This is a genomic window from Streptomyces racemochromogenes, from assembly GCF_044129415.1.
GTDB classification, from domain to species: Bacteria; Actinomycetota; Actinomycetes; order Streptomycetales; family Streptomycetaceae; genus Streptomyces; species Streptomyces racemochromogenes_A.
In genome coordinates this window covers 1-25,232 of sequence record NZ_JBBDHD010000063.1, presented here as the reverse complement: position 1 = coordinate 25,232, position 25,232 = coordinate 1, and the positions used below count along the sequence as shown (strand labels likewise).

Genomic DNA, 25,232 nt, shown 5'->3' with positions numbered 1-25,232 from the left:
CGTGGTCAGCGCGCCGGGGCGGCCGTACACAGGGCGCTCGCCGTACGCCCTTGGCCGACGTGGCGGCGCACCGTGAGGATCGCTGCTGCCATGGCGACGACAGTAGGTGAAGCGGAACCGCCTTTCCATGTACGGCGGATGAAAATGAGGGCGCCCTGACGTCCCGCCCCCCTCACACCAGGGAGATCGGCGCGAAAGGATGCCGGGGCCCGGGAACTCCTCGCCCGCACCGTCCGACTACCGCTGTGTGGCGAACGACCGGAGGGCGAGTGATGGGCGGGCTGGATGTGCGGATGCGGGGAGTCGCCTGCCGGCACGGCCGGGTGGAGGCCGTCGCCGAGGTGGACCTGGACGTCGCCGCGGGTGAGCGGGTGGCACTGACCGGCACCAACGGTTCGGGCAAGACCACATTGCTGCGCGCGGTGCTCGGCCTGCACCGGCAGGTGACGGGCTCGATCCTGGTCGGCGGCCGGAACACCCGTACCCCCGCCGAGTGGGCGTGGCGGCGTCGGGCCTGCGCCTGGATCCCGCAGAAGCCCGCCGCGGGCCGGTTCCCGCTGCTCGGTGAGGAGTTGCTGGCCGGCAGCACCGCGCCGGACGAGGCCTCCGGGGCAGCGGACCGGCTCGGCGTGGGCCGGTTGACCGGGCGGCCGCTGCACACGCTGTCCGGAGGGCAGCTGCAGCGCATGTACCTGGCCCGGGCCATCGGCTGCGTGGCCGCCGGGGCCGAGGTACTGCTGGCCGACGAGCCCACCGCCGCCCTCGACTTCGACGGGCAGGCGGAGGCCGCCGAGGTCCTGACCTCGCTCCCCGTGACCCTCGTCGTCGTGACCCACGACCGGGCCCTGGCGGACCGCTGCGACCGGGTCCTGGAGATGGCGGCGGGCCGGCTGCGGGAGGTCCGGTGACCACCCTCGCCACCGCCGACATCGGCGCGCTGCTCCAGCTGGTCCCGGTCCGGAGAGCCGGGGCGGCCCTGCTGCTCGCCGCGGTCGGGCTGCCGGTCATCGGGGTCGTCATCGTGGGGCTCGACATCATGCCGGTGCGGTTCGCGATGATGCACGTCGCCCTGCTCGGCATCGCCTTCGGCCTGCTCACCGGGCTCGACCCCGTGCTGTGCGCGCTCGTCGCCTGTGCCCTGGCCGGTGCGGGCGTGGCACCCCTCGCCCGCACCCCGGACGGCCTGTCCGGGGCGATGGGCCTGCTGATGAGCCTGGCCGTCGCCGCGGCCCTGCTGCTGCTCGCGGTGTCGGGGGTCAACGCGTCGGGGGCCTTCGCCCTCCTGTGGGGGTCGATCCTGTCGGTCGGCACCCCCGACCTCCTCGTGCTGGGCGCGCTCGCCGTGCTCGTACCGGGCCTGTTCTGGTGGAAGCGGCGCGACATCGGCCTGCTCCTGTACGACCGTGAACTCGCCCAGTGCTCCGGCGTCGCCGTCAGGGCCCTCACCGCTGCGCTCCTGGTGCTCGTCGCGGTCGCGGTCGCCGGGGCCATCAAGCTCACCGGGGCCCTGCTCGTCGACGCCCTGACCCTGCTGCCCGCCCTCGCCGCACGCCGGCTGGGCACCTCGCTGAAGTCGATCACCCTCTGGGCGATCGGCATCGGCGTCACCGTGAACCTGACGGGGTTCCTGCTGGCCCTGTGGCTCGACTGGCCACCCGGTCCGGTCCTCGTCCTGACGGCGGGGGCGCTCGTCCTCGCCGTCCCTCTCATATCCGAACGGAGAACCAGCCCATGGCGCGCACCCGCGTCCGCATCCCTTCCCTCCTCGCACTGAGCGCGGTCATGCTGGCCCTCGTCACCGCCTGCGGCGACACCACCGACAGCACCGGTGGCGGCAAGGACGACGCCGCCGCGTCCCCCGCCGGCTCCGGCGCCCCCAAGGCCGGGAAGAAGCCCGTGGTCGTCGTCACCACCGCCTGGGAAGGGGCCTTCGCGAAGGCCGCGGGCGCCGAGGACGTCAAGGTCATCGTTCCCCGGTCCGTCCACCACGCCCCCGACTACAACCCCAAACCCTCCGACCTCGCCACCGTGGCCAAGGCCGACTTCGTGCTGTACGCGCCCTTCGAGCCGTACGCCGCGAAGATCAGGGAAGCTGCGGGCTCCAAGGCGAAGCTGGTGGAGGTCGACCTCGACAACGACCCCGACAAGGTCAGGGCCGAGGTCGGCAAGCTGGGCGGGCTCTTCGGCACGGCCGACGCGGCGACCGCGTGGAAGACAGCCTTTGATGCCGAGTACACGAAGCTGAACAAGGACCTCCGGGCCGCGTGGCCCGGCGGCAGGAGCCCCGACGTCGTGACCCAGGTGTTCACCACCTGGGCGGCCAGGCTCGCCGGCGCCACCACCGTGGGCACGTACGGCCCCGAGGCCGTCACCCCGGCGCAGCTCGCCGAGCTCTCCGCGAAGAAGCCGGCCCTGGTCCTGGACAACGCCCACATGTCGACCGGGACGGTGCTGCCCGACTCCGGGGCCAGGCAGGTCGGGATCGTGAACTACCCCGGCGAGGACCTCGACCTGCTGCCGGTCTACCGCAACGCGGCGGCCGAGGTGAGGAAGGCCATGAGCGCCTCCTGACCGACGGGGCCCGCCTCCATCGGCCCCGGCACCCGGTTCCGGACCGCCTGAGCAGAAGGGGCGGGAGGGCATCGCGCACGCCCTCCCGCCCCGGTGTTCCCCTGCGCCCGGTTCCGGGCCTACCGGGTCCAGACCGTGCCGCGGGCCTCGTACTCCAGCATGGCTTCCACGCCCGTCGCCGCGTCCGCCCCGAGTTCGCGGCGTACGAGCCACAGGGCGAGTTCCAGGCCGGAGGTGATGCCTCCGGCGGTGACGAGGTCGCCGTCGTCGACGACCCGCGCGTTCTTCGCCACCCCGCCCTGCTGTTCGAGGTCGGGGCGCGCCTTGTGGTGGGTGGTGCAGGGCCGCCCCCGGGTCAGCCCGGCGGCGGACAGCAGCATGACCCCTGTGCACAGGGCGCTGACGGTGAGCCCCTCGCGGGGTGCGGCCCGCAGGGCACGCGGGAGGGTGCCGCGTCGGATCTCGGCCCACACGCCCGGGTCCTCGCGGCGGGCGTATCCGCCGCCCGGTACGACGATCACGTCGGCCTCGTCCGGGGCCCATGCGTGGCCGACCTCGATCCGCGAGCCGTACGAGGCGCGTACGAATCCGGGCCGGGACGTGGTCACGTAGCGGACCTCCACCGGCCGCCCGGTGAAGAACCGGGCGGCCGAGAAGACCTCGTACGGGGCGGCGAAGTCGAGCTCCTCGACTCCGTCGAACATGACGATGTGGACGCGCAGCGGGCTGCCGGCGGGGGCGGAGGGCCGTCCGGCCGCGGTGGCGGTGGTCGCCGCTGCGGCCGGTAGGGCTCCGGCGAGGCCCGCGACCGCGCCGGTGGCGCCGATCGCGGTCGAGGCGCGGAATAGGTCCCTTCGGTTCATCAGGTGCTCCTGGTCTGGTCGCGGTGGGTGGTCGGGTCGACGCGTAGCCCGTCAGCCGGCCTGCGCGAGGGGGAGTCCGGGCTCGGCCGCCGAGGCGGACGGCCGGTTCTCGGTCAGCCGTTCGCGGAGGGCGGCGCGGTCGGGCTTGCCGGCCGGGGTCAGGGGCAACACGTCGACGGCGAGGAGGTGTTCGGGGTGCTTCTGGCGCTCCAGGCCGCGCCCGGTCAGGTGGGCGCCGAGTTCGTCGAGGGTCGGGGGCCGCCCGCCGCGGGGGACCACGCAGGCCGCCAGGCGTTCGCCCATCAGCGGGTCGGGCACGCCGACGCAGACGACGTCGCGGACCCGGGGGTGGGAGCTGAGCTCGCGCTCGACCTCGGCGGGGCTGATGTTGGCGCCGCCGCGGATGACGATGTCCTTGAGCCGGCCGACCACGTGCAGGACGCCGTCGGGGTCCAGGTAGCCGAGGTCGCCGGTACGGACCCAGCCGTCGGGCGTGCGGTAGCGGGCGTCCAGATCGGGGGCGGCGACGTAGCACAGCGGGGTCATGGGCCCGCGCGAGATGATCTCCCCCACGTTCCCGTCGGGCAGCGCCGCGTGGGTGTCGGGGTCGGCGATGCGGATCTCCGCGACCCGCGGGTCGGGACGGCCGGCAACGACCCCCGCGCCGTCCGTCGGCGGGACGGTGTGGGCGAGCCCGGTGTGGCAGTTGACGCCGTCGGCGGAGCCGTAGAGGTTGACGACCGGGCAGCCGAACGCCTTGGCCGCGGCCTCCGCCGTGGTCTCGTCGAGGGGCGCGCCGCCGAGGACCAGGGCGGTCGGCGCCGGCAGCGGTTCGTCCGTCGCGTCGAGGCGTTCGAGCATCATGCGGATCATGGTCGGCACGCCCAGGACGTGGGTGGGCTCGTGCTCGCGCAGGGCCGTGAGGGCGGCGTCGGGTGTGAACCGGTCGAGCAGGACCAGGGTGCCGCCGTGCCGGGCGAGGGTGACCGCGGTGCCGTTCGAGCCGAAGGCGGAGGCCAGCGGGACCAGGAACAGGCAGCGGGGCGGGGTGCCGTCCGGAATGAGGGAGGCGAGGAAGTTCCCGCGGCCGCCCGCGAGCGCGTTGTGCGAGTAGGCGATCATCTTCGGCTCGGCCTCGGAGCCGGAAGAGACGAGGATGCGGGCCGCGCCGTCCGGGTCGGGACGGGCGGGTACGAACGCCCCGGGGTCGGAGCGCAGGAGCTCGGACCAGGCCACGGTGCCCTCCGGTGCGGTCCCGGGGCCCACGGCGACGACGTGGCGCAGGGCGGGCATGGTCCGCGACAGCGCGTGCAGGTCGGCGGCGTGCCGGAAGTCCTTGTGCGCGACGGAGGCGATGACGGCGACGGCCTCCGCCCGGCGCAGCAGGCATTCGGCTTCCAGGACGCCGCGGCCGACGGGGAAGGGAAGGGCGACGGCGCCGAGGGCGGCCAGCGCCAGGTCGGCGATCACGGCGCTGCGGTGGTTGGGCAGTTGGACGCCGACCACGTCGCCCGGGCGTATGCCCAGGCCTCTGAGGCCGGCGGCCAGACATCGGACCTTGCGGTCCAGGGCGGTGTAGCAGAGCGTGCCCTTGGCGTCGAGGACGGCCGTGTGGTGCAGGTTGGCGATCTGGCGGGCCCGGAAGAGGCTGTACAGGTCGAGGTCCGGGCAGGTGCCGTCGACCACCCACGAGCGGCGGAGTTCGCGGGGCAGCAGGTCGTGCAGTTCGAGCCTGTCGACGGTCATGCGAAGCTCCAGGGGTCGGAAACGGCGGGGGCACCGTGCGCGTCACGGCTGATCGAGCCGGCGAAGCGCGGGTCGTGGTGCAGGTCGGCCAGGTCGGTCGTGACCGCGGTGGCGGTCAGGCCGTGCGAGCCCAGCCGGGCAAGGGCGTCGGAGGTGCTCAGGTCGCGCAGGTCGTGGGCGGCCGCGGCCGGGGCGCTGTCGTCGCAGGGGGCGATCCAGCCGTCGGCGGTGGGCAGCGGGTGCCGGAAGCCGGCCGGGAGGCGCGGGTTCTCTCCTCGGGCCGCGCGCCCCAGGGCGGGAGCGGTGAGGGTGTCGGCCGCGCCGAGGAGCGAGGAGTCCACGCGGGCTCCGCGACCGGTGCGCTCCCTCAGCAGCAGCCCGGCGAGTACCGCTTCGGCGCCGTGCAGGCCCCCGAGCACGTCGAGCAGGGTCATCAGGGACGGGGCCGGGCTCTCGCCCTCGGGGCGTACGGCCTCGCCGACCCCGGTCCGGGCCTGGACCATGAAGTCGGTTCCCATGGGGGCGTCGGCGATCCGGTCGGCCCAGCCGCCGGTGTACGCGTACACGAGCGCGGGATTGACCCGTGCCAGGTCGTCGGAGTCGAGGCCGAGCTCGGCGGCCTTGCCCGGCGCCCAGTTGTGCAGGAAGACGTCCGCCCCGCCGGTCATCTCCCGCAGTCTGCGGCGGTCGCCCTCGGACTTGATGTCGATCTCCACGGCCTTCTTGCCCCGGTTGAGGGCGAGCCAGCGCGCCGAGATTCCGGAACAGGCCGGGGGCATGCCGCGCAGCGGATCCCCGCCCGGCGGCTCGATCCTGATGACCTCGGCGCCCAGCAGGCCCAGCAGATGCGCGGCGAGCGGGGCCTGGATGCGACGGCCCGCCTCCAGCACCGTCACACCGGCGAGCGGCAGCGCCTCGGCGGGGAGCGCCGGCCTGCCCGAGGGGGCCCGGGATGACGGGTGGGGCCGGTCGGCCGCGTACGGCCGGAGAGTCCACGGCGGCGCGCCGTCGGCTTCGGCGTGCCGTTCGGCGAGGGTGTGCAGGACGCACACCTCGGCTCCCGAGAGGGCCGCGGCCTGCCGGATCCGGGCGAGGGGATGCGTCCGGGTGACGGTGTGGAGGGCCTGCGGGAACGGCGCGCAGGCGGTGGCGTACCGGAACTGGAAGGGCCGCCAGCCCGCCCGCATCGCGTCGGCGGGCGCCTCCAGGGCCCGCCAGAACGCGGCCCAGGCGCCCGGGTCGAGCGTCTCCAGCTCGAAGAGCACTCCCTCGGCGGAGGTGAAGGGCGGTCCGCCGGGGGCGAGTTCCGCGGCTTCGCCCTCGTCCGCCCCGGCGGCGGCCAGGTACTGCGAGACCGCGAGCAGCCCGGCGCGAGCCGCGCTGGTGGTGACGGGGGCGGCGGCCGTGCCGCGGGCCTGGCCCACCAGCCCCGCGAGCAGCCCCTGAACGGCCAGGACACCGGTGGCCGTCGCCGCGTAGTCGGCGGCGAGTCCGCGCGGGCTGCCGTCACGCCGCCCGTGGACGGCCATGACGCCGGTGGCGGCCTGGACCGTGGCCTCGTCGACGAGACCGGCTCCGGGGTCGCCCCAGCCGACGGTCGCGTGCGCGGTGTCGTACCCCCCGCCGGTGAGCGTGACGGCACCGGGCGCCCTCTGCTGCCCGGGGGGCTCGTCGTGCGCGCCGAGCAGCCGCAGGTGCCGTGCGGCGACCGTCGTGATCTGCGGGGGGCCCGAGATGCCCAGGCGCAGTGAGTCGAGTGGCCGGACCGTCTGCGAGGTTGCCGGTGACGCCATGCCTGTCCTCTCCCGGCGCGGCGGTGGCCGTCGCCCAGGTCGTGCGGAAAACGCGGAACGCGGGAACTCGGGAGCCTCCGCGCCCGACCAGTTCCACGAACAGGCAGTCGGACAGACGTTCCCGCGAGTTCCCGGGAACCGGGAGGAAAACGGTGACGGATTCACGCACGACGCACGACACGGTCGGCCAACCCAGCGCTGAGCTGGCGGAGTTGAAGGGGCGGGTGGAGCACTTCATCCACACCCGGGTGATCCCGCGGGAGCCGGTCCTCGACGCGGGCGGGCCGGCCGCCGCATCGGCCCTGCGGGAACTCCAGGCCCTCGCCCGGGCCGAGCGGTTGTGGGCGCTGCCCCTGCCGGCCGAACTGGGCGGCGGCGGACTGCCGTTCTCCGCGTACGCGCAGCTCGCGGAGGCCGAAGGCGCCAGCGACCACGGCCCGGCCGCCCTGGGCTCCGCCCCGCTGCTCGACGTCACCATGCTGGCCCGGCACGCCGGCAGCCGGGTCCGCGAGACGTACCTGGAGCCGCTGGTCGCCGGCCGGATCCGTACCTGCTACGCGATGACCGAAGCCGACGCACCCGGAACCGACCCCTTCCTCACCCGCACCCGGGCCGACCGCGAGACGGACGGCAGCCGGCGGATCACCGGCCGCAAGTGGTTCACCTCCGGGGCCGCGACCGCCGACCTCGTCACCGTGCTCGCCCGTACCGGCGCGGCGCCGGGCGACCGTGAAGGCCTCTCCCTGGTCCTCGTCCCCACCGGCTCCCCCGGCTTCCGGATCGTCCGCGAGCTTCCCGTCCTCGGGGCGGCGGGCCAATACGAGATCGAACTCGACGGCGTCGTCGTGCCCGGCGACCACCTGATCGGCGAAGAGGGCGGGGCACTCGCCGTCGCCGGCGAACGGCTCGCCCTCGGCCGGACCCTGCGCTCCCTGCGCTGGCTCGGCCAGGCCCAGCGCGCCTTCGACCTCATGTGCGAGCGGGCCGCCACGCGCAGCGGCTCCCGAGGGCCGCTCGCCGACCACCAGCTCGTACAGCAGCACGTGTTCGACGCCCTGCTCGCGCTGCGGAGCACACGGCCCCTGGTCCACGAGGCGGTGGCGCTCATCGCGGCCGGGCAGGACGCCCGTACCGAGGTCGGCCTCGCCAAGGTGGCCGCCGCCCGGCTGCTCCAACAGGTCACCGATTCCGCCATCCAGGTCCACGGCGCCGCCGGGCTCGGCCCGGACACGCCGCTGCCCGCGCTGTTCCGCGGCGGGCGGACGGCCCGCATCCTCGACGGCCCGGACGAGCTCCACATCACCTCCGTCGCCCGGCGGACCCTGCGCGCCTACGGTCCGCGGCCGGTCACACCCGGGTGAGGTCGACGAGCCCGTCCAGCGAGGCCAGCCCCAGGGCCAGGAAGAAGTCGCCCCAGACCAGCTCGTGGCGTACGGCCAGGCCCTTGCCCGCGTCGTAGCAGCCGTCCAGCAGCATCCCGGCCGGAAGGCCGTCCCCCTCGCGGGAGAGGTGGGCTTCCGCGAGCCGGCTCAGGATCGCGACGCCCCGGCGGGCGCACGCGCGCGTCCACGCGCCGGGAAGCCGGCCGAGCTTCAGCAGGGCGACCGCGGTGATCGCCGCGGCCGAGGTGTCCGACGGCCCGTCCGGGTCGGCGCCCTCGGCCGGTGGGACCGGCGGCCCGGTCACCATGTCGTCCCACGCCACGAGCCGCTCTACTGCCGCCTCAAGACGCACCGAGCAGCGCGCGGCGACTTCCGGGCGCAGGAGGGCATCGGCGAGCGCGAGGAGCAGCCACGCCCGGCCACGGCTCCATCCGGGCCGCGGTTCCCCGCACGGGCTCCACGTGCCGTCCCCGTCGCCGAACCGCCAGGCAAGCGGCCGCCGCTCCCCCACTCCGCCGAGGCAGAGGTCGAGGTGCCGGTCCAGATGGGCGGCCGCGGCGGCCGCCCCGGCAGGACCCGCACAGGCCAGGAGGGGCACCGTCCCGGGTACGCCGTCCACGCGGGCCAGCATGCGGGGGCCGCCGAAGGCGCCGCCCCAGGGGACGATCCCGGCCCTGGCGTCGAAGTCCGCAAGGCAGGCCCGCGCCGCCCGGTGCCGCAGCAAGGAGGCTGCTGCGTCGCCTTCGGCGAGAGCGGTGCCGTACCAGAAGACCAGGCCGCGGGTCGCGGTGTCGGCCCGCAGCCGGCTCTCCAGTCGGGCCGTGCACTCGGCGGCGGCGCGGCGGTCGGCCTCGTGCCCCGTGTCACGCGCCCGCAGCCACAGGAGCCCGGCCCAGAATCCGCCCGCCCACGACCCATGCCCGGTGGTCGTCCAGGTCCCGCTCCGGGGGTCGGCGTACAGGGGGAACCGTACGCCCACCTCCGCCTGGGTCACCGCGATCCGGGCCATCGTGGCAGCCCGTGCCCGACCGGCCCAGTCCTCAGAGCTCACGCGCCGTGCCCCTTCCCGTCCCGGCGGTCCCGACGCGCCCAGACGAACGCGACGGCGCCGGCCACGGCGAATTCCGCGCCGACCAGGAGCCAGCCCGTCCCGTACCGGCCGCGCTCCGCGAACAGCCCGAAGAGCGAAGGACCGATCGCGAACCCGGCGAAGAAACCCGTGGCGACCAGCGCGGAGTCCTGCCCGGCCCGTCCCGGCACAGCGCGCTGCACGACCAGCACCATGGACACGGCATTGCCGGAGACGGCGAACACGCCCACCGCCGCGGCGCCGAGCCACACCAGCGGGCCCGCCGACTCGGCGGCTGCCAGCAGGACCGCCGCCCCCAGCGCACCCCACGCCAGCCACCCCGGCAGCCATTCGGCACGCCCCGGAACGGCCGCCTTGGACCAACCGACCCGGCCGGCGATCCCCGTCACGCCGAGGACCGCCACCAGAGCGCCCGCCACCATCGGATCCATCCCCAGCCGTTGCACGCCGTAGAGCGCCAAGTAGGTGTTGACCGAGGCGATTCCGGCCCCGAGGAAGAGCGAGAAGACGGCCAGCCGGGCCACCATCCCGCGCGGAACCCACGATGCCGGAGGAGGGGCCGCGGACGGCGCGGGGTCGGCCGGCAGTGACCGCAGCGCCCAGGCAGCCGCCGACAGCGCGGCGCCCGAAGCCGTCCAGACCGCGGCGCGCCAGCCCGGCCCGGCGGCGAGAGCGGCGAGCGGCAGGCCGGCCACGAACGCGCCCAGCTGCACCCCCGACTGCTTCAGGCCCGTCACGGCGCCCCGCTGGGCGGGCGGAACGGCTGCCAGCACGGCCTTGTTGGTGGCCGGGTTGGCCAGCGCCTGCGGTATTCCGCCCAGGGCGACCGCGCCGAGCAGGACGGCGGTACCCGGAGCGGCTGCGATCAGGGCCAGGGAGGCAGTCGAGAGCAGCAGGAGGAGGACCAGGGAGCGCCTTGGGCCGATGCGGTCCACGATCCGGCCGCCCACCGGGGACAGGACGGCGGCCGCTGCGAACCCGATCGTCGTCGTCAGCCCGAGAACGCCGGGCGACAGGCCCATGTCCGCCACGAGACGCGGGCCCAGCGCCCCCAGCAGGAACAGCTGCAGCATCGAGAACGCCATGGCGCACGTGAGGAGCGCGGTCTGCCGCCGCCCCGCCCGACCGTCCAACCCCGTTGGCGCCGAGGTGTCTTGCGCTGCCGCCACTGAAGCCCCCATTCTCCGGATGTCGCACGCGTGGCCCGACCGGGAAGGCAGTCGGGTGGCACGGCGCTCCGGTTCCCGTCCCCTCCTGTGCCGTGCGCCACAACCGGCCGAAGCCAGTCGTACCAAGGGCGAGGGCGAGGATTTTTCGTGAAGTGCGCACCCCGCTGCCGTGCCCGGAAACCCGGTGCGAAGATGAACGCGCCATGAAGCCGGGCCACTGTTCCAGAGCCGCGAGGGCTGCGATGTTCGCAGCCGTCTGTGTGCTGCTCGCGGCCACCGGCCACATCCTCATGTCGGGCGTGGCCGTCCCCTGGTGGGCGATGCCCGCCGCCTTCGCCGGGACGGTCGCCGCGGCCTGGGCCCTGGCGGAGCGCGAACGCGGACTGCTCGCGGTCACCGGCACGACGGTCGCCGTCCAGGCCGTACTCCACGCCGGGTTCTCCCTGGCCCAGTCGCTGACCCACCCGTCGCCGGCCGCCGGCCACTCGTTCGCACGGCAGTGGGCCGCGTACCTGACGTGCGGCGACGGCACGGGAACGGGCCTGTCGACCCACGAAGCCCTGAAGATCGTCAACGAGGCGGGGCTCGGCACGCTCGTGTCCCAGCCGCCACCCGGCACCTCGATGACGGACGCCCACGGCATGCACGGCATGCATGCCATGCACGACATGGCCTCCGCCACGGCCGGTGTCGGCATGCCCGCCACCGGCCACGACATGGCCGGCATGTCCCCGACGGGCATGCTGGCCGCCCACCTGCTCGCCGCCGTCCTGTGCGGCCTCTGGCTCGCCTGCGCGGAGCAGGCGGCGTTCCGCCTCCTGCATGCCGTCGCGGGATGGCTCCGGACCCCCCTGTGGGTCCTCTTCCGCCTTCTCAACCCGACCACACCGCACCTTCCCCGCGTCCGCGTCCGCCGGTCCCGGCACCGCCACGCGCTGCGGCAGCTCCTCCTCGTCCACGCCATCACCTCACGGGGTCCGCCGACGGGACCCGCTGTCCTGTGACAGCCGGCTCCCCGAGCGCACGCTGACGGCACCACGCCGCCGCGCCTCGGGCATCGGCCATGCCCTCCGGCAGGCCGTACCCCTTTCACCGGTCCCGCCGTGCGCGGCGCCGGACTTCCTTCACCCATGAGGACCTTGTGGCGATGACTCCTGCCCTGCCCACCCATGCCCGCACGGCCGACCGGAAGGGCTCCCGGCCCACCACCGGCTCCGAGGAGGCGGTGACTCGGCTTGCCCTGGACGCCCGCGACGGCGATCCCGTCAAGGCGGACCGCTTCGTCCGTGCGCTGCACCGCGACGTCTGGCGGTACGTGGCCTACCTCGGCGCCGACACCCAGGCCGCCGACGACCTCACCCAGGACGTGTTCCTGCGCGCGCTGGCCGCCCTTCCCCGCTTCGAGGGCCGCTCCTCCGCCAGGACCTGGCTGCTGTCCATCGCGCGCCGCACGGTCGTGGACAGCATCCGCCACGCCGCCGCCCGCCCCCGCCTGTCGGACCAGCAGGACTGGCAGACCGCCGCCGAGCAGACCCAGCCCTACGGCATCCCCGGATTCGAGGACGGGATCGCCCTCGCCGAACTCATGGCCTCCATCCCCAGCGAGCGCCGTGAAGCCTTCGTCCTCACCCAGCTCCTGGGCCTCGGCTACGCGGAGGCCGCGACTGCCATCGGCTGCCCGGTCGGAACGGTCCGCTCCCGCGTGGCCCGAGCCCGGCTGAACCTCATCGCACTCCTGACGGACACGGAGGCGACGACCACCGCCCGGGAACCCCGCGTCCCGGCGGAATCCGGTCGCGGCGCCCGCACCACGCGGGACCGCGTCCTCACGGCGTCACGGACCTGACGCCCGCGCCCCCGCGACCACCCGCCCACCCCCGGGGTGCCCGAACCCGCTCGGCGGGCGCCGGCGTCGGCCGCCGGCGGCCGTCAGGCCTCGTGGGTGGTGGGTGAGGTCTGCGGTAGGGGCGTGCGGGAGTTCAGGCGGACCCATGGCGGTACCCCGGCGCCCGAACCCTGCCCGGACGGCGCGAAGGGAGAACAGACGGCGCGCCCCCGGCGGAAGCGCTCCGGGCACACGGCGCACGCGACGGCTCACAGCACATGCTCCTGGCGAGAACCACGCGCCCTACGCCTCCCCATGCGCCCCTCGTGCGCCGTGCGGCAGGGCAATGGCGGTCCTGGCCGTCGACGTGTCGGCGCCCTCGGCGCAGAGCCGGCACACCGAGCACACACGGGACCGGGAGCCTCCGTACACCGGCCGCCCGAGCAGACTGCTCGCCGAAGCGTTCGACGAACTCCTCGTTGGCACAGGAGGACGCACGAAAGGCCGTCCTCTCATGGATGAGAGAACGGCCTTCGACCTGCGTTTCCGCGTGGTCGGGACGACAGGATTTGAACCTGCGACCCCTTGACCCCCAGTCAAGTGCGCTACCAAGCTGCGCCACGTCCCGTTGTACTGCTTGCGACCCTGCGACCTGGGGTTTCCCCTCCGTGCGCCGGGCACATGCAGAACATTACCCCACGTTGAGGGGTGCGTGTGCACGGGTGAGCGGGGCGGTGGAGGATGGGCGGGTGGACGGTCGGGAGCGGGATCGGGATGGTGCGGGGCGGGCCCGGAGCGGGCGGCCCCGGGACGGGCTGGGGCGGCCGCTGGCCCATGGGGCCGAGGGGGTGGCGCGGCAGCCCGAGGGGGTCGTGCGGTCGCCCGGGGAGACGGTCGCGGAGGCGCAGCGGCTGCTGGACGCCGGGATGCCGTTCCACGCGCACGAGGTGTTCGAGGACGCCTGGAAGTCCGGGCCGGAGGAGGACGCCGCGCTGTGGCGGGGGCTGGCGCAGCTCGCCGTGGGCCTGACGCACGCCGCGCGGGGGAACGCCGTCGGCGGGGCGCGGTTGCTGCGGCGCGGGGCGGCGTCCCTCGGCGGGGTGGAGCGGGCGTACGGGATGGACCTGCCGGGGCTCCTCCGGTGGGCCGACGAGCTGGCCCACCGGGTCGGGGCCGGGGCCGCGGTGGACCCGGTCCGCGAGGCGCCGAGGCTAGGCGGGGGCGGGCTGTAGCAGGTCCCAGCGGTTTCCGTAGAGGTCTTCGAAGACGGCGACGGAGCCGTACGGTTCGTGGCGCGGCTCCTCCAGGAAGCGGACGCCCTCGGCGGTCATGCGGGCGTGGTCGGCGGCGAAGTCGGCGGTGTAGAGGAAGAAGCCGACCCGGCCGCCGGTCTGGTCGCCGATGCGCGAGCGCTGCGCCTCGTCCTTGGCCCGGGCCAGGAGGAGCGCGGACTCCTGCGCGCCGGGCGGGCGGACGACGACCCAGCGGGAGCCGTCGGGGCGGGGGGTGTCCTCGGCGAGTTCGAAGCCGAGGGCGCGGGTGTAGAAGTCGACGGCCTCGTCGTAGTCGCGGACCAGGAGGGCGGTGAGGGCGATGTGGGTGGGCATGCCCTCATTGTGCGGGCGTGTCGAGGAGGACCACGTCCAGGGTGCGGGGGCCGTGTACGCCCTCGACCCGGTCGAGTTCGATGTCGCTGGTGGCGGAGGGGCCGGAGATCCAGGTCAGGGGGCGGGCCGGGTCGAGGCGGTCGAGGGCCTGCGGGACGGAGTCCACGACCTGCGCCGGCACCCGGACCACGCAGACGTGGTGGTCCGGGATCAGGGTGATGCGGCGCCGGCCCTGGTCGGGGCCGCCGTCGAGGACGATCGTGCCGGTCTCGGCGATGGCCAGGGCGCAGCCGGTGACCACGCTGGAGACGGCGTCCAGTTCGTGCGGGGTGGAGGCCGCGTGGTCGGGGACGGGGGTCGCGTCGGACGCCGAGAGCCAGTGCGGGGGCAGGGCCGGGGGGACCAGGACGGTGCGGGAGGCGGAGAGCAGGCGGGCGAGGAGGGCGGGGAGTCCCGCCTCGTCGGTGCGGTGGACCTTCGCCCGGTACTCGGCGAGGTGGGCGGCGAGCAGGTCGGTGGTCTCGGCCGGGGTGCGGGTGGCGTGGACGCGGAGGTAGTCCCGGGGGACGGGCGGGGCGTCGGGGGCCTGGGCGGTGGCCCGCCGGATGCGGGCGAGGACGCGGTCCCTCGTGGTCATGTCCGGTTCTCCCGTTCTCGGCGCCACCAGTCGCGGAAGGGTTCCGCGGGGATGTCGGGCAGTGCGCGGGTGTCGGTCCAGGCGCGGCCCGGGCCGGGGAGCCGGCGGGGGCGCAGGCGGCGGGCGCGGGCCAGGAGGCGTTCACCCGCGCGGAGCGCGCCCGGGTGGTCCAGGAGGAGCCGGGCCGCGCGCAGGGCGGCCCGTTCGGCGGTGTGGCCGTCCGCGGGGCGCAGGCGTACGCGGATCCCGGCGCGGGTCGCGGGGCCGCCCTGGGCCACGCGTTCGCGCAGGTGGACGAGGATCTCGGGGATGTCGATGGCGACGGGGCAGACCTCGTAGCAGGCCCCGCAGAGGGTGGAGGCGTAGGGCAGGGTGGCGTCGATGGCGCTGCCGGTGCCGCGCAGTTGGGGGCTGAGGACGGCGCCGATGGGGCCGGGGTAGACGGAGCCGTAGGCGTGGCCTCCGGCGCGTTCGTAGACGGGGCACACGTTCAGGCAGGCGGAGCAGCGGATGCAGCGCAGGGCCTGGCGGCCGGTCTCGTCGGCGAGGGTGTCGGTGCGGCCGTTGTCGAGGAGGACGAGGTGGAAGGCGGACGGGCCGTCGCCGTCGGTTCCCCCGGACGGTCCGAGGCCGGTCCACATGGTGGTGTACGGGTTCATCCGCTCGGCCGTGGAGGAGCGCGGCAGGGTCTGGAGGAAGATCTCCAGGTCGCGGAAGGTGGGGACGACCTTCTCGATGCCGACGACCGAGATCAGCGTCTCCGGCAGGGTCAGGCACATCCGGCCGTTCCCCTCGGATTCGAGGACGACCATCGTGCCGGTCTCGGCGACCATGAAGTTGGCGCCGGAGACGGCGACCTTGGCGCGCAGGAACTTCTCCCGCAGGTGCAGGCGGGCGGCTTCGGCGAGTTCGCGGGGGTCGTCGCCGAGGTCCTCGGGGGCGGGGCGGCCCCAATCCCCCATCTCGGCGCGGAAGATGTCGCGGATCTCGCCGCGGTTGCGGTGGATGGCGGGGACGAGGATGTGCGAGGGGCGGTCGTGGCCGAGCTGGACGATGAGCTCGGCGAGGTCGGTCTCGTACGCGGCGATCCCGGCGGCCTCCAGGGCCTCGTTGAGGCCGATCTCCTGCGTGGCCATCGACTTGACCTTGACGACCTCGCGTTCGCCGGTGGCCAGGACCAGGCCGGTCACGATCCGGTTGGCCTCGTGGGCGTCGGCCGCCCAGTGGACGGTGCCGCCGGCCGCGGTGACGGCGGCCTCCAGCTGGAGGAGGTAGCGGTCGAGGTGGCGCAGCGTGTGGTCCTTGACGGCCTTGCCGGCCTCGCGCAGCCGGTCCCAGTCGGCGAGTTCGGTGACCGCGCGGGCCCGCCGGTCGCGGATGGTGTGGGTGGCGCGGCGGAGGTTGGCGCGCAGCACGTCGTCCCGTACGGCCTCCCTGGCCGCCTCGGGAAAGGGCGGGAAGGGCGGGAACGCCGGCATGCCCGGCGGCGTGTGCGTCATCGCAGGGGGTCTTCCTCGGTCGATGCCAGGATCTCGGCGAGGTGCAGGGTGCGCAGGGGGGCGCCGGCGCGGCGGAGGATGCCGTCGAGGTGGGTGAGGCAGGAGTTGTCGGCCCCGCACAGGACGCCGGCGCCGGACGCCAGGGCGGCGGCGGCCTTGTCGGCGCCCATGGCCGCGGAGACGTCGGGGTTCTTGACGGCGAAGGTGCCCCCGAAGCCGCAGCACTCCTCGGCGCCCGGCAGCTCGACGAGTTCCAGGCCCTTGACGGCGGCCAGCAGCCTGCGGGGGCGTTCGCCCAGCCCGAGGGTGCGCAGGCCGTGGCAGGAGGGGTGGTAGGTGACGGTGTGGGGGAAGTAGGCGCCCACGTCGGTCACGCCGAGCACGTCGACGAGGAACTCGGTCAGTTCGTACACGCGCGGTACGAGGTCCTCCGCGAGCCGCTCCAGCCCGCTCCCCCGCCCCTCCCGGGCGGCGAGGCGGGCGATGCGCGGGTAGTGCGCGCGGACCATCGCGGCGCAGGAGCCGGAGGGGGTGACGACGTGGTCGTAGCCGGCGAAGGCGCGGGCGGTGCGGCGCAGCAGCGGTTCGGCCTCGCGCCGGTAGCCGGTGTTGTACTGCGGCTGGCCGCAGCAGCTCTGGGCCGCCGGGAAGTCCACGTCGACGCCGAGCCGCTCCAGCAGGCGGACGACGGCGATCCCCGTACGGGGGTACAGGGCGTCGTTGACGCAGGTGACGAACAGGGCGACACGCATGGTGGGCACAATAGCCCGGTGAAGAAGTTCTCAGTGATCGGTATAGGCGCGGGCGACCCGGACCACCTGACCCTCCAGGCGGTCCGGGCGATCGGCGCGGCGGACGCATTCCTCATCCTGGAGAAGGGGGAGGAGAAGGCGGACCTGACGGGGCTGCGGCGCGGCATGCTGGAGGCGCACGCCCGGCCCGGCCACCGTCTGGTGGAGGGCCGCGACCCGGACCGCGACCGGACCCCGGCCGACTACGCCCCGACCGTGGACGGCTGGCGCAGCGCCCGGGCCGAGATCTTCGAGCGGTTCATCGCCGAGGACCTGGCGGAGGGCGAGACCGGGGCGTTCCTGGTGTGGGGCGACCCCTCCCTGTACGACTCCACGCTCGCGATCCTCGACGAGGTGCTGGAGCGCGGCCGGGTGGCCTTCGAGCACGAGGTGGTGCCGGGCATCAGCAGCGTGTCGGCGCTGCTGGCGCGCCACCGCACCAACCTGAACCGGGTGGGGCGCCCGGTCCAGATCACCACGGGCCGGCGGCTGGCGGAGGGCTGGCCGCAGGACGTGGACGACGTGGTGGTGATGCTGGACGCGCGGCACGCGTTCACCGCCCACCTCGACCAGGACCTGTTCATCTACTGGGGCGCCTACGTGGGCACCCCGGACGAGATCCTGGTGTCGGGGAAGCTGTCGGAGGTGTCCGGCCGCATCGAGGAGCTGCGCACCGAGGCCCGGGCCCGCAAGGGCTGGATCATGGACACCTACCTGCTGCGCCGGCCGTGACGGCGCCGGCGGGTCAGCGCAGGTAGGCGGGCAGGGCCGCGGCGAGGCGTTCGTACTCCTCGGGCCGGTTGTAGACCTGTCCGCAGACGCGCAGCCCGCCGCCGCCCGGCCAGGGCCAGACCAGCACCCGGATACGGAGCTTCGCGGCGAGTTCCTCGCGCAGTGCCGTGGCCGCCTCCCGGGTCCCGGCCACCCCGGGCGGCAGCAGGAGGGAGCGCAGGGCCAGGCCGGGGGTGTGCGGCAGCGGGGTCATCCCGGGGATCCGGGCGAGCAGGTCGGCCCCGTAGCCGGCCAGTGCGCTGTTGTGGGCCCGGACCCGGTCGGCGCCGAGGCGTTCGAGGAGGTCGAGGCCCTCGGGGGCGGCCAGCCAGCCGGTGTAGTCGAAGGTGGCGCGGTACTCGACGGAGAGCGGGAAGCCGCGGTGGTCCTCCCAGGACGGGCTGAGGGAGCGGACCCGGGCGCGGTGCGCGGGGGCCACGGCGAGGATGCCGCTGCCGGAGGGGGCGTAGCCCCACTTGTGCAGGTTCCCGAACCAGAAGTCGGCGCCGGCTGCGATCGGCTCGGCCAGCATGCCGGGGGTGTGGGCGCCGTCGACGACGGTGGTGATCCCGCGGTCGGCGAGGTCGGCGAGCAGGCGGGGTCCCGCGATGAGGCGGGCGGTGGGCGAGCTGACGTGGTCGAGCACGGCCACTCTGGTGCGGGGCGTCACTCCGGCCAGCACGGCCTCCCGTACGGCGTCCTCGTCGGGGAGGCGGGGGTCCAGGGCCACGGTGGTGACCTTGGCCCGGCGGGCGGCGGCCTCGACGACGGTGCCGTAGCCGTGGTCGGTGACGAGGATCTCGTCGCCTTCGGCGAGGGGGATGGCGTCGAGGGCGAGGTTGGCGCCCTCGGTGGCGTTGGAGATGAAGGAGAGGCCGTCCGGGTCCGCCCCCAGACGTGCCGCGATCCGGCCGCGGGCGGCGGCGAGCCGTTCGGAGACCCCGTTGAAGAAGGCGTCGGGGTCGGCGTGCGCCTGGGCGCGCAGGGCTTCCTGGGCCTCCTGGACGGGCAGCGGAACCGCCCCGTACGAGCCGTGGTTGAGGTGCGCAACGGCGGGGTCCAGCCGGAAGAGGCCGGGGCCGCCGGGGAAGGCGGAGGGGGCGGTCGGGTCGGTCACGGGGGCCTCCGGGTCGGGGACGGGCGGGCGCGCCGGGCCTCGTGGGCCGGCTCCGGGCAGGATGCGCCGCGCGCGGGGCGCGGGGAAAGGGCCGCTTGGGCGGGATTGGCCTGGCTGCGCCCGTGCCGCGCCCGTTTTCCCCGCGTCTGCCCCTCGTGGGCCGGGCCGGGCTACTGCGCCCGGCCGCTGGTCGCGGCGTAGTACTGGAGGTCCTGCACCGGCACCGTGCGGTCGGCCGGGTACGGCAGTTCCACCTCCGCCGTGGCCCTGCCGTCGCGGACCAGCCGTGCGGAGCTGACGCCGGGCCCCAGCGGGAGCAGCCGGGAGTGGAGGCCGGCGGGGGCCCCGTACTCCCCCGCGGTGCGGCCGACGGCGGTGCGGACGGTCCCGGGCCGGGTCAGGAAGCCGAGGACCTCCACCGTGTCCCGGGCGGCGGCGCTGCCCTTGCGCAGGGACATGAGCAGGGACTGGGAGCCGGTCGGGTCGGCGTCGGCGAACTGGGTGCGGGCGGTGAGGTACAGGGTGTCGCGGACGATGGCCGGCCAGGCGCCGGTCTTGAAGCGGGTCAGGTAGTACGAGCTGAGGTCCAGGTAGGCGTGGCCGTTGTGCAGGGACGGCGCGAACTGGCTGCCCTCGGAGTAGTCGTTCCAGGTGGTCAGCTGGACCCAGTCGGCGCCGTCGTCGATGGCGTGGGTCCATGTGGCGCGCAGGGTGGCGGTGTTGCCGGCCTCGTCGTAGACCCCCTGGTTGGGGCGGGCGTCCTGGACGGACACCGGCTGCATCCAGATCCTGCCGAGGGCATGGGCGCGCCGGACGTCGGCGGTGGCGCCCTCCTGGCCGGCGTAGCTGCGGCTGCCCCAGGCGGAGAAGCCGTGGCTGATCGGTGCGAAGGCCGCGGCGTGGGCGTCGAAGTCGAGGAAGAGCGGGACGAAGGCGGTCCGGATCCCGTGCCGGGTCCCGAGGGCGTCGAGGACCCCGGTCCACCATGCGGGGTCCTTCTGCTCGGCCTTGAACGGGGAGAGGACGAGGCGGCCGTCGGCGAGCCGGTGGGCGGCCGGTGACGCGGCGAGGGTGGCGACGGCGTCCGCGAGCACGGCGGGGTCCTCGGTGTCCAGGGCGGTCATGTCGGGCATCAGCATGATCCGGAAGCCGGGGTCCACCTCGTGGGCCGCCCGCAGCAGTTGGCGGGCCCGTTCCCAGTTCTTGCCGGAGAGGGAGAGCAGGTCGAGGGTGAAGCCGTCGATGCCCGCGGCGCGTGCGGTGCGCACCTCCTGCTGGAGGTTGGCGTACTCCCAGTCGCCGCCCCGGGGCGGGACGGGCAGGGGGCGGTCGCGCAGCAGTCCGCCGTAGCGCTGGTGCTTGCCGCCCTCGCCGGCGGGGTCGAGGTAGTTGCGGGTGTAGTAGTCGGCGTCGGCGGCCGCGTTGTCCAGGGAGAGCGGGTACGGGGGGAAGTAGTGGGCGAACACCAGCTTCCGGCCCGCTTCGCCGGAGCGCAGCACGGCCGGGCCGGGCAGGTCGAAGGGGAGGGCGCCGGAGGCGGGCTCGCCGGAGGGGGCGGCGGACGGGAGTGACCCGGGGGCGTCCCGGGGGAAGGGGTCCCAGGCGATGCCGGTGGCGGCGCCGGCGCCGAGCAGCAGGAACACCGAGAGCAGCAGCACGGGTAACGTCCTGCCGCCCCGCCACCGCGGGCGGCGCCGGTGCGAGGAGGGCGTGCGCGCGCGCCCGTTGGTCCGCCGGTCCGCTGTCATCGTGAGTCCCTCCCCGGTACCCGCCCCTGCGGGGGCTGGACAGCAGTAGAGCCGATGTCCGCGGTACGGACAACCGTTCGCCCGGGCGGGCCGCGGCGCGTACGTCACGCGGACCGGCGGAACGACGAAGACCGCTTTGCCGGGGCTAACTTGGCGTGCATGCCGATGACCGTGGTGCGGCGCCGCCGAGGGGTGTTCCCGCGGCTGCGCACACGCATGCGCAACTCCTTCCTGTTCGTTCCGTTCGCGGGGCTGCTGACCGGCTGGACGCTGGCCTCCCTGGCGGTGCGGGCCGACTCCTTCGTCCACGACCTCGACGGCCGGTCCGACGTGGACCTGTCCGGCCTGTGGTTCCTGCGGACGGCGGCGGACTTCGGATCGGCGGCCAGGACGGCTGCGGCCGCGGTCGGTTCGGCGATGCTGACCTTCACCGGTGTGGTCTTCTCGATCAGCCTGGTGGCGGTCCAGATGGCCGCGGGCCGGTTCTCGCCGCGGGTGCTGAGCTTCTACGTCGAGAGCCGGGTCACGAAGCTGACCCTGGGAACCTTCCTCTGCACGTTCCTGTACACCCTGCGCGTGCAGCAGGAATACGGACCGTCCACCGGCGGCGCGGACGCCGTCGTGCCCTCCCTGGGCGCCTCGCTCGCCATGGGCTTGTTGCTGCTGAGCCTGGCCCTGTTCGTCGTCTACGTGCACTCCACCATCCGGCTGATGAGGGTCACGTACGTGATGGACCGGGTGTGCCGGGAGAGCCTGCGCCTGATCCGGGACAGCGCGGGGCCCGCGCGGGCCGGGGACGGGGAGGCCGGCGAGCGGGGCGCGGAGGCGGGCGGCACGCCGGTCGCGCACGTCTGGCGGCCCGGCGTCCTCCAGGCCGTGGACGTGCCCCGGCTGGTCGCGCTGGCCGGGCGGGACGGGCTCGTCCTCCACCTCGTCCCCCGGATCGGGGACTACCTCGTTCCGCACGCCCCCCTGTTCCGGGTCACCGGGGGGCCCGCGCCGTCGGACGGGGACCTCCAGGCGGGTTTGGAGCTGGGGGTGGAGCGGACCACGGAGCAGGACCTGGCCTTCGGGATCCGCCAGCTGGCCGACATCGCCTCGCGCGCCCTGTCCCCCGCGGTCAACGATCCGACGACGGCGGTCCAGGCTCTGGACCGGATCCAGGTGCTGCTGACCGCCTTCGCCCACCAGCCCCTGGGGCGGGCGTACCACAGGGACGCCGACGGCGCGGTGCGGCTGGTGGAGACCCTTCCCTGCTGGCCGGAACTGCTGGACCTGGCCCTGACCGAGGTCCGGGACTACGGTCTCGGCTCGGTGCAGGTCACCCGGCGGATCGCGGCCTGTCTGGACGATCTGGAGCGGCTCGCCCCACCCAACCGGCGCGAGCCCGTGCGGCGCCATCGGGACCTCCTCGAAGAGGCCGTCCACACCACGGCGGCGAGCCCGCAGCGCGCCGCGTTCGCCCTCCAGCCGGACCGGCAGGGCATCGGCTGAACCCCACCGCCACGGAATACGACATTCCCCTGGCCATACGGGTGGAGTGGCGCATAATCGTCGACACGCGGCCGGAACCATCCCTGCTGCCGCACCGGTCACGCATGCAATGGGGGGCATCGTGATGATGGGGGAACCAGGACCGGTACGACCGGACGGGGCGACCGGGACGCTCCCGGCCACGTCCGCCGAACTCTCGCAGCTGCTCACCGCCGTCCGGCGCGGCCGGGTGCTGACCGTCACGGGCCGCTTCCGCGAGCCGCGCGGCCTGCTGGTGCGCGACATCGCGCGCCGGATCTCGTCCAACTTCTGCGACGGCGCGGCCGTGGTCCGCCTCTCCGCGGGTGGCGGGGTGCACGACCTGGTGTCGGCGCTGGGCCGGCTGCCGGGGATGCCCTTCCTGCCCTGCGGCACCGCGAGCGCCGCCTCCTGGCTCGCCGAGCGGGACATGCTGCTGGTGCTGGACGACAGCGACCGGCTCTCCCCCGAGGCCCTGGCCTGGCTGCGGCGGCTGCTCTCGGTGGCTCCCGGGGTGCGCATCCTGGCGGCGGGCCGCCATCCCCTGGCCGTCGGCGAGGGCCGGGTGCACCGGCTCTGAGCCGGGGTGCGGACACCGGTCCGCCCCGGCCGGCGTGGTGTGCCGGCCGGGGCGGACCCGTGTCACTGCTGGCGCCGGGGGCGTCAGCCCAGGAGCGCGAGCGCCTGGTTCAGCGTCGCGGAGGGACGCATGACGGCCGCGGCCTTGGCCGGGTCGGGCTGGTAGTAGCCGCCGATGTCGGCCGGGGAGCCCTGGACGGCGACGAGCTCGGAGACGATGGTCTCCTCCTGCTCGGCCAGCGTCTTGGCGAGCGGCTCGAAGGCCGCGGCCAGCTGGGCGTCGTCGCTCTGGCCGGCCAGCTCCTGGGCCCAGTACAGGGCGAGGTAGAAGTGGCTGCCGCGGTTGTCGATGCCGCCGAGGCGACGGGTCGGCGACTTGTCCTCGTTGAGGAAGGTGCCGGTGGCGCGGTCGAGGGTGTCGGCCAGCACCTGGGCGCGGGCGTTGCCCGTGGTCGCGGACAGGTGCTCGAAGGAGGCGGCCAGCGCGAAGAACTCGCCGAGCGAGTCCCAGCGCAGGTAGTTCTCCTTGACCAGCTGCTGGACGTGCTTGGGGGCGGAGCCGCCGGCGCCCGTCTCGAAGAGGCCGCCGCCCGCCATGAGCGGGACGACCGACAGCATCTTGGCGCTGGTGCCCAGCTCCAGGATCGGGAAGAGGTCGGTCAGGTAGTCGCGCAGCACGTTGCCGGTCACCGAGATGGTGTCCTCGCCGCGGCGGATGCGCTCCAGGGAGTACTTGGTGGCCTCGACCGGGGAGAGGATCTCGATGGTCAGACCCTCGGTGTCGTGCTCGGCCAGGTACGTCTTGACCTTGGCGATCAGCTGCGCGTCGTGGGCGCGGTCCTCGTCGAGCCAGAACACGGCCGGGGCGCCGGTGGCGCGGGCGCGGGTGACGGCGAGCTTGACCCAGTCCTGGATCGGCAGGTCCTTGGTCTGGCAGGCGCGGAAGATGTCGCCGGCGGCGACCTCCTGCTCGATGAGCGCGTTGCCCGCGGCGTCGACGACGCGGACGGTGCCCGCGGCGGCGATCTCGAAGGTCTTGTCGTGGCTGCCGTACTCCTCGGCCTTCTGGGCCATGAGGCCGACGTTCGGCACCGAGCCCATGGTGGCCGGGTCGAACGCGCCGTGGGCGCGGCAGTCCTCGACGACGGCCTGGTAGACGCCGGCGTAGCTGCTGTCCGGGAGGACGGCGAGGGTGTCGGCCTCGGCGCCGTCCGGGCCCCACATGTGGCCGGAGGTGCGGATCATGGCCGGCATCGAGGCGTCGACGATGACGTCGGACGGCACGTGCAGGTTGGTGATGCCCTTGTCGGAGTCGACCATCGCGAGGGCCGGGCCCTCGGCGAGCTCGGCGTCGAAGGAGGCCTTGATCGCGTCGCCGTCGGCGAGGGCGCCCAGGCCGTTCAGGATGGTGCCGAGGCCGTCGTTCGGGGAGAGGCCGGCGGCGGCCAGGGTCTCGCCGTAGCGGGCGAAGGTCTTCGGGAAGAAGGCGCGGACCACGTGGCCGAAGATGATCGGGTCCGAGACCTTCATCATCGTGGCCTTGAGGTGCACGGAGAACAGGACGTTCTCGGCCTTGGCGCGCTGGATCTGGTCGTTGAGGAAGGTGCGCAGCGCGTCGACGTGCATGACGGACGCGTCGACGACCTCGCCGGCCAGGACCGGTACGGACTCGCGCAGCACGGTGACGGCGCCGTCGGCGGCGACGTGCTCGATGCGCAGCGTGCCCGCCTCGGCGATGACCGCGGACTTCTCGGTGGAGCGGAAGTCGTTGGCGCCCATGGTGGCGACGTTCGTCTTCGACTCGGGGGTCCAGGCGCCCATGCGGTGCGGGTGGGCCTTGGCGTAGTTCTTCACCGAGGCGGGGGCGCGGCGGTCGGAGTTGCCCTCGCGCAGGACCGGGTTGACGGCGCTGCCCTTGACCTTGTCGTAGCGGGCGCGGACGTCGCGCTCCTCGTCGGTCTTCGGGTCGTCCGGGTAGTCCGGAAGGGCGTAGCCCTGGCCCTGGAGCTCGGCGATCGCGGCCTTCAGCTGCGGGATCGAGGCCGAGATGTTGGGCAGCTTGATGATGTTGGCCTCGGGGGTCTTCGCCAGCTCGCCGAGCTCGGCGAGGGCGTCGGCGATGCGCTGCCCCTCTTCGAGGTACTCGGGGAACAGGGCGATGATCCGACCGGCCAGGGAGATGTCACGGGTCTCGACATTCACACCGGCCGTCGACGCGTAGGCCTGGATCACAGGCAGGAAGGAATACGTCGCGAGGGCCGGGGCCTCGTCAGTGTGCGTGTAGATGATGGTCGAGTCAGTCACCGGATGCTCCGCTCCACAGTCTGCGTCTCTCGTCTGCAACATTGCTCGACATCAAGATATCTCCTGATCGGCCCGGTCAGGACAGCCCCCTGCCGCAACCCGAGCGAGACGCGTGTCACTGGGCGGGCACACGAAAGCGCCGTCACCGGCTGTGACGAGCCTGTCGGTGACGGAGTCGCCGGACGCCGGGCGTGCGGGGTGTGCGGGCAGGGATGCGGAGGTCGTCAT

Annotated in this window: 22 protein-coding genes and 1 tRNA gene; 10 read left to right on the top strand and 13 right to left on the bottom strand. The window is 74.4% G+C overall.

Translation table 11 applies throughout. The features are described 5' to 3' along the window. Positions 1-272: 272 nt before the first annotated feature. The 3 genes from WDV06_RS22500 to WDV06_RS22490 are packed head-to-tail and all read left to right on the top strand — an operon-like array spanning position 273 to position 2,571. Positions 273-908 (top strand): ATP-binding cassette domain-containing protein, encoded by a 636-nt coding sequence (locus WDV06_RS22500; protein WP_395511571.1) that lies wholly within the window; start codon positions 273-275, stop codon positions 906-908. Then, positions 905-1,774, top strand: a complete 870-nt coding sequence (locus tag WDV06_RS22495) for a metal ABC transporter permease (protein WP_395511570.1) — start codon at positions 905-907, stop codon at positions 1,772-1,774. Before WDV06_RS22500 ends, WDV06_RS22495 begins: the two co-directional genes overlap by 4 nt. Beyond that, the gene (locus WDV06_RS22490) at positions 1,732-2,571 is read left to right on the top strand and encodes a metal ABC transporter substrate-binding protein (protein WP_395511569.1); all 840 of its coding nucleotides are present in this window, start codon (positions 1,732-1,734) and stop codon (positions 2,569-2,571) included. Before WDV06_RS22495 ends, WDV06_RS22490 begins: the two co-directional genes overlap by 43 nt. 119 nt (positions 2,572-2,690) lie before the next feature. Here WDV06_RS22490 and WDV06_RS22485 read toward each other — a convergent pair whose 3' ends face one another. Genes WDV06_RS22485 through WDV06_RS22475 form a run of 3 tightly spaced genes read right to left on the bottom strand, consistent with a single transcriptional unit; the run spans position 2,691 to position 6,973 of the window. Then, positions 2,691-3,434 (bottom strand): DJ-1/PfpI family protein, encoded by a 744-nt coding sequence (locus tag WDV06_RS22485; RefSeq protein WP_395511568.1) that lies wholly within the window; start codon positions 3,432-3,434, stop codon positions 2,691-2,693. Positions 3,435-3,485: 51 nt separating this feature from the next. Continuing rightward, complete coding sequence (locus WDV06_RS22480) at positions 3,486-5,180, bottom strand: class I adenylate-forming enzyme family protein (RefSeq protein ID WP_395511567.1); 1,695 nt, start codon at positions 5,178-5,180, stop codon at positions 3,486-3,488. Further along, positions 5,177-6,973, bottom strand: coding sequence for a CoA transferase (locus WDV06_RS22475; RefSeq protein ID WP_395511566.1), 1,797 nt, complete (start codon positions 6,971-6,973; stop codon positions 5,177-5,179). Before WDV06_RS22475 ends, WDV06_RS22480 begins: the two co-directional genes overlap by 4 nt. 236 nt (positions 6,974-7,209) lie before the next feature. Here WDV06_RS22475 and WDV06_RS22470 point away from each other — a divergent pair, with 236 nt between their 5' ends. Continuing rightward, positions 7,210-8,334 (top strand): acyl-CoA dehydrogenase family protein, encoded by a 1,125-nt coding sequence (locus tag WDV06_RS22470; protein WP_395511588.1) that lies wholly within the window; start codon positions 7,210-7,212, stop codon positions 8,332-8,334. On the opposite strand, the gene WDV06_RS22465 is transcribed toward WDV06_RS22470, so the two are convergent. Both WDV06_RS22465 and WDV06_RS22460 read right to left on the bottom strand, forming a co-directional pair. After that, positions 8,321-9,406, bottom strand: a complete 1,086-nt coding sequence (locus tag WDV06_RS22465) for a sugar ABC transporter permease (RefSeq protein ID WP_395511565.1) — start codon at positions 9,404-9,406, stop codon at positions 8,321-8,323. The two genes, WDV06_RS22470 and WDV06_RS22465, sit on opposite strands and share 14 nt — an antisense overlap. Continuing rightward, on the bottom strand, positions 9,403-10,530 hold the full coding sequence (locus WDV06_RS22460; RefSeq protein WP_395511564.1) for an MFS transporter: 1,128 nt from the start codon (positions 10,528-10,530) through the stop codon (positions 9,403-9,405). Before WDV06_RS22460 ends, WDV06_RS22465 begins: the two co-directional genes overlap by 4 nt. A 326-nt stretch (positions 10,531-10,856) precedes the next feature. Here WDV06_RS22460 and WDV06_RS22455 point away from each other — a divergent pair, with 326 nt between their 5' ends. Together WDV06_RS22455 and WDV06_RS22450 are read left to right on the top strand one after the other, a co-directional pair. Further along, entirely contained in the window at positions 10,857-11,618 is a 762-nt protein-coding gene (locus WDV06_RS22455; RefSeq protein WP_395511563.1) for a hypothetical protein, read from the top strand. A 143-nt stretch (positions 11,619-11,761) separates the two neighbouring features. Beyond that, complete coding sequence (locus WDV06_RS22450) at positions 11,762-12,460, top strand: sigma-70 family RNA polymerase sigma factor (protein ID WP_395511562.1); 699 nt, start codon at positions 11,762-11,764, stop codon at positions 12,458-12,460. A gap of 530 nt (positions 12,461-12,990) precedes the next feature. On the opposite strand, the gene WDV06_RS22445 is transcribed toward WDV06_RS22450, so the two are convergent. After that, a tRNA-Pro gene (locus tag WDV06_RS22445) sits at positions 12,991-13,067 on the bottom strand. A 244-nt stretch (positions 13,068-13,311) separates the two neighbouring features. Between WDV06_RS22445 and WDV06_RS22440 the strand changes: the two genes are divergently transcribed. Beyond that, positions 13,312-13,671: a DUF309 domain-containing protein gene (locus WDV06_RS22440; protein WP_395511561.1), complete on the top strand. Its 360-nt coding sequence runs from the start codon at positions 13,312-13,314 to the stop codon at positions 13,669-13,671. On the opposite strand, the gene WDV06_RS22435 is transcribed toward WDV06_RS22440, so the two are convergent. From WDV06_RS22435 to WDV06_RS22420, 4 genes are read right to left on the bottom strand one after another with little or no spacing between them, the layout of a single operon-like run. Continuing rightward, positions 13,651-14,046: a VOC family protein gene (locus WDV06_RS22435; RefSeq protein WP_395511560.1), complete on the bottom strand. Its 396-nt coding sequence runs from the start codon at positions 14,044-14,046 to the stop codon at positions 13,651-13,653. The two genes, WDV06_RS22440 and WDV06_RS22435, sit on opposite strands and share 21 nt — an antisense overlap. 4 nt (positions 14,047-14,050) lie before the next feature. Beyond that, a complete protein-coding gene (locus WDV06_RS22430; protein ID WP_395511559.1) occupies positions 14,051-14,683 on the bottom strand; it encodes a LutC/YkgG family protein in 633 nt (210 codons plus the stop codon). Then, complete coding sequence (locus WDV06_RS22425; protein ID WP_395511558.1) at positions 14,680-16,182, bottom strand: lactate utilization protein B; 1,503 nt, start codon at positions 16,180-16,182, stop codon at positions 14,680-14,682. The genes WDV06_RS22430 and WDV06_RS22425 overlap by 4 nt, the downstream gene beginning before the upstream one ends. Continuing rightward, positions 16,179-16,934, bottom strand: coding sequence for a (Fe-S)-binding protein (locus tag WDV06_RS22420; RefSeq protein WP_395511557.1), 756 nt, complete (start codon positions 16,932-16,934; stop codon positions 16,179-16,181). Before WDV06_RS22420 ends, WDV06_RS22425 begins: the two co-directional genes overlap by 4 nt. 18 nt (positions 16,935-16,952) lie before the next feature. On the opposite strand from WDV06_RS22420, the gene cobF reads away from it, so the two are divergent. Further along, positions 16,953-17,705 carry a precorrin-6A synthase (deacetylating) gene (gene cobF, locus WDV06_RS22415; RefSeq protein ID WP_395511556.1) on the top strand — a complete coding sequence of 251 codons (753 nt, stop codon included), beginning with the start codon at positions 16,953-16,955 and terminating at the stop codon, positions 17,703-17,705. Between the two features lie 13 nt (positions 17,706-17,718). Here cobF and WDV06_RS22410 read toward each other — a convergent pair whose 3' ends face one another. Both WDV06_RS22410 and WDV06_RS22405 read right to left on the bottom strand, forming a co-directional pair. After that, positions 17,719-18,861, bottom strand: coding sequence for an aminotransferase class V-fold PLP-dependent enzyme (locus tag WDV06_RS22410; RefSeq protein WP_395511555.1), 1,143 nt, complete (start codon positions 18,859-18,861; stop codon positions 17,719-17,721). Positions 18,862-19,031: 170 nt separating this feature from the next. After that, on the bottom strand, positions 19,032-20,519 hold the full coding sequence (locus WDV06_RS22405) for a glycoside hydrolase family 71 protein (protein WP_395511554.1): 1,488 nt from the start codon (positions 20,517-20,519) through the stop codon (positions 19,032-19,034). Positions 20,520-20,768: 249 nt separating this feature from the next. On the opposite strand from WDV06_RS22405, the gene WDV06_RS22400 reads away from it, so the two are divergent. After that, positions 20,769-22,103, top strand: a complete 1,335-nt coding sequence (locus WDV06_RS22400) for a DUF2254 domain-containing protein (RefSeq protein ID WP_395511553.1) — start codon at positions 20,769-20,771, stop codon at positions 22,101-22,103. A 124-nt stretch (positions 22,104-22,227) separates the two neighbouring features. Then, positions 22,228-22,701: a hypothetical protein gene (locus WDV06_RS22395; RefSeq protein ID WP_395511552.1), complete on the top strand. Its 474-nt coding sequence runs from the start codon at positions 22,228-22,230 to the stop codon at positions 22,699-22,701. Between the two features lie 83 nt (positions 22,702-22,784). Here WDV06_RS22395 and WDV06_RS22390 read toward each other — a convergent pair whose 3' ends face one another. Beyond that, positions 22,785-25,004: an NADP-dependent isocitrate dehydrogenase gene (locus WDV06_RS22390; RefSeq protein ID WP_395511551.1), complete on the bottom strand. Its 2,220-nt coding sequence runs from the start codon at positions 25,002-25,004 to the stop codon at positions 22,785-22,787. Positions 25,005-25,232: the final 228 nt, after the last annotated feature.

Bases quoted from the DNA above. Each gene is read 5' to 3' on its own strand.
- WDV06_RS22485 (WP_395511568.1), bottom strand. From the start codon at position 3,434: ATGAACCGAAGGGACCTATTCCGCGCCTCGACCGCGATCGGCGCCACC.
- WDV06_RS22475 (WP_395511566.1), bottom strand. From the start codon at position 6,973: ATGGCGTCACCGGCAACCTCGCAGACGGTCCGGCCACTCGACTCACTG.
- WDV06_RS22435 (WP_395511560.1), bottom strand. From the start codon at position 14,046: ATGCCCACCCACATCGCCCTCACCGCCCTCCTGGTCCGCGACTACGAC.
- WDV06_RS22460 (WP_395511564.1), bottom strand. From the start codon at position 10,530: ATGGCGTTCTCGATGCTGCAGCTGTTCCTGCTGGGGGCGCTGGGCCCG.
- WDV06_RS22425 (WP_395511558.1), bottom strand. From the start codon at position 16,182: ATGACGCACACGCCGCCGGGCATGCCGGCGTTCCCGCCCTTCCCGCCC.
- WDV06_RS22500 (WP_395511571.1), top strand. From the start codon at position 273: ATGGGCGGGCTGGATGTGCGGATGCGGGGAGTCGCCTGCCGGCACGGC.
- WDV06_RS22400 (WP_395511553.1), top strand. From the start codon at position 20,769: ATGCCGATGACCGTGGTGCGGCGCCGCCGAGGGGTGTTCCCGCGGCTG.
- WDV06_RS22420 (WP_395511557.1), bottom strand. From the start codon at position 16,934: ATGCGTGTCGCCCTGTTCGTCACCTGCGTCAACGACGCCCTGTACCCC.
- WDV06_RS22450 (WP_395511562.1), top strand. From the start codon at position 11,762: ATGACTCCTGCCCTGCCCACCCATGCCCGCACGGCCGACCGGAAGGGC.
- WDV06_RS22480 (WP_395511567.1), bottom strand. From the start codon at position 5,180: ATGACCGTCGACAGGCTCGAACTGCACGACCTGCTGCCCCGCGAACTC.
- WDV06_RS22490 (WP_395511569.1), top strand. From the start codon at position 1,732: ATGGCGCGCACCCGCGTCCGCATCCCTTCCCTCCTCGCACTGAGCGCG.
- WDV06_RS22455 (WP_395511563.1), top strand. From the start codon at position 10,857: ATGTTCGCAGCCGTCTGTGTGCTGCTCGCGGCCACCGGCCACATCCTC.
- WDV06_RS22395 (WP_395511552.1), top strand. From the start codon at position 22,228: ATGATGGGGGAACCAGGACCGGTACGACCGGACGGGGCGACCGGGACG.
- WDV06_RS22430 (WP_395511559.1), bottom strand. From the start codon at position 14,683: ATGACCACGAGGGACCGCGTCCTCGCCCGCATCCGGCGGGCCACCGCC.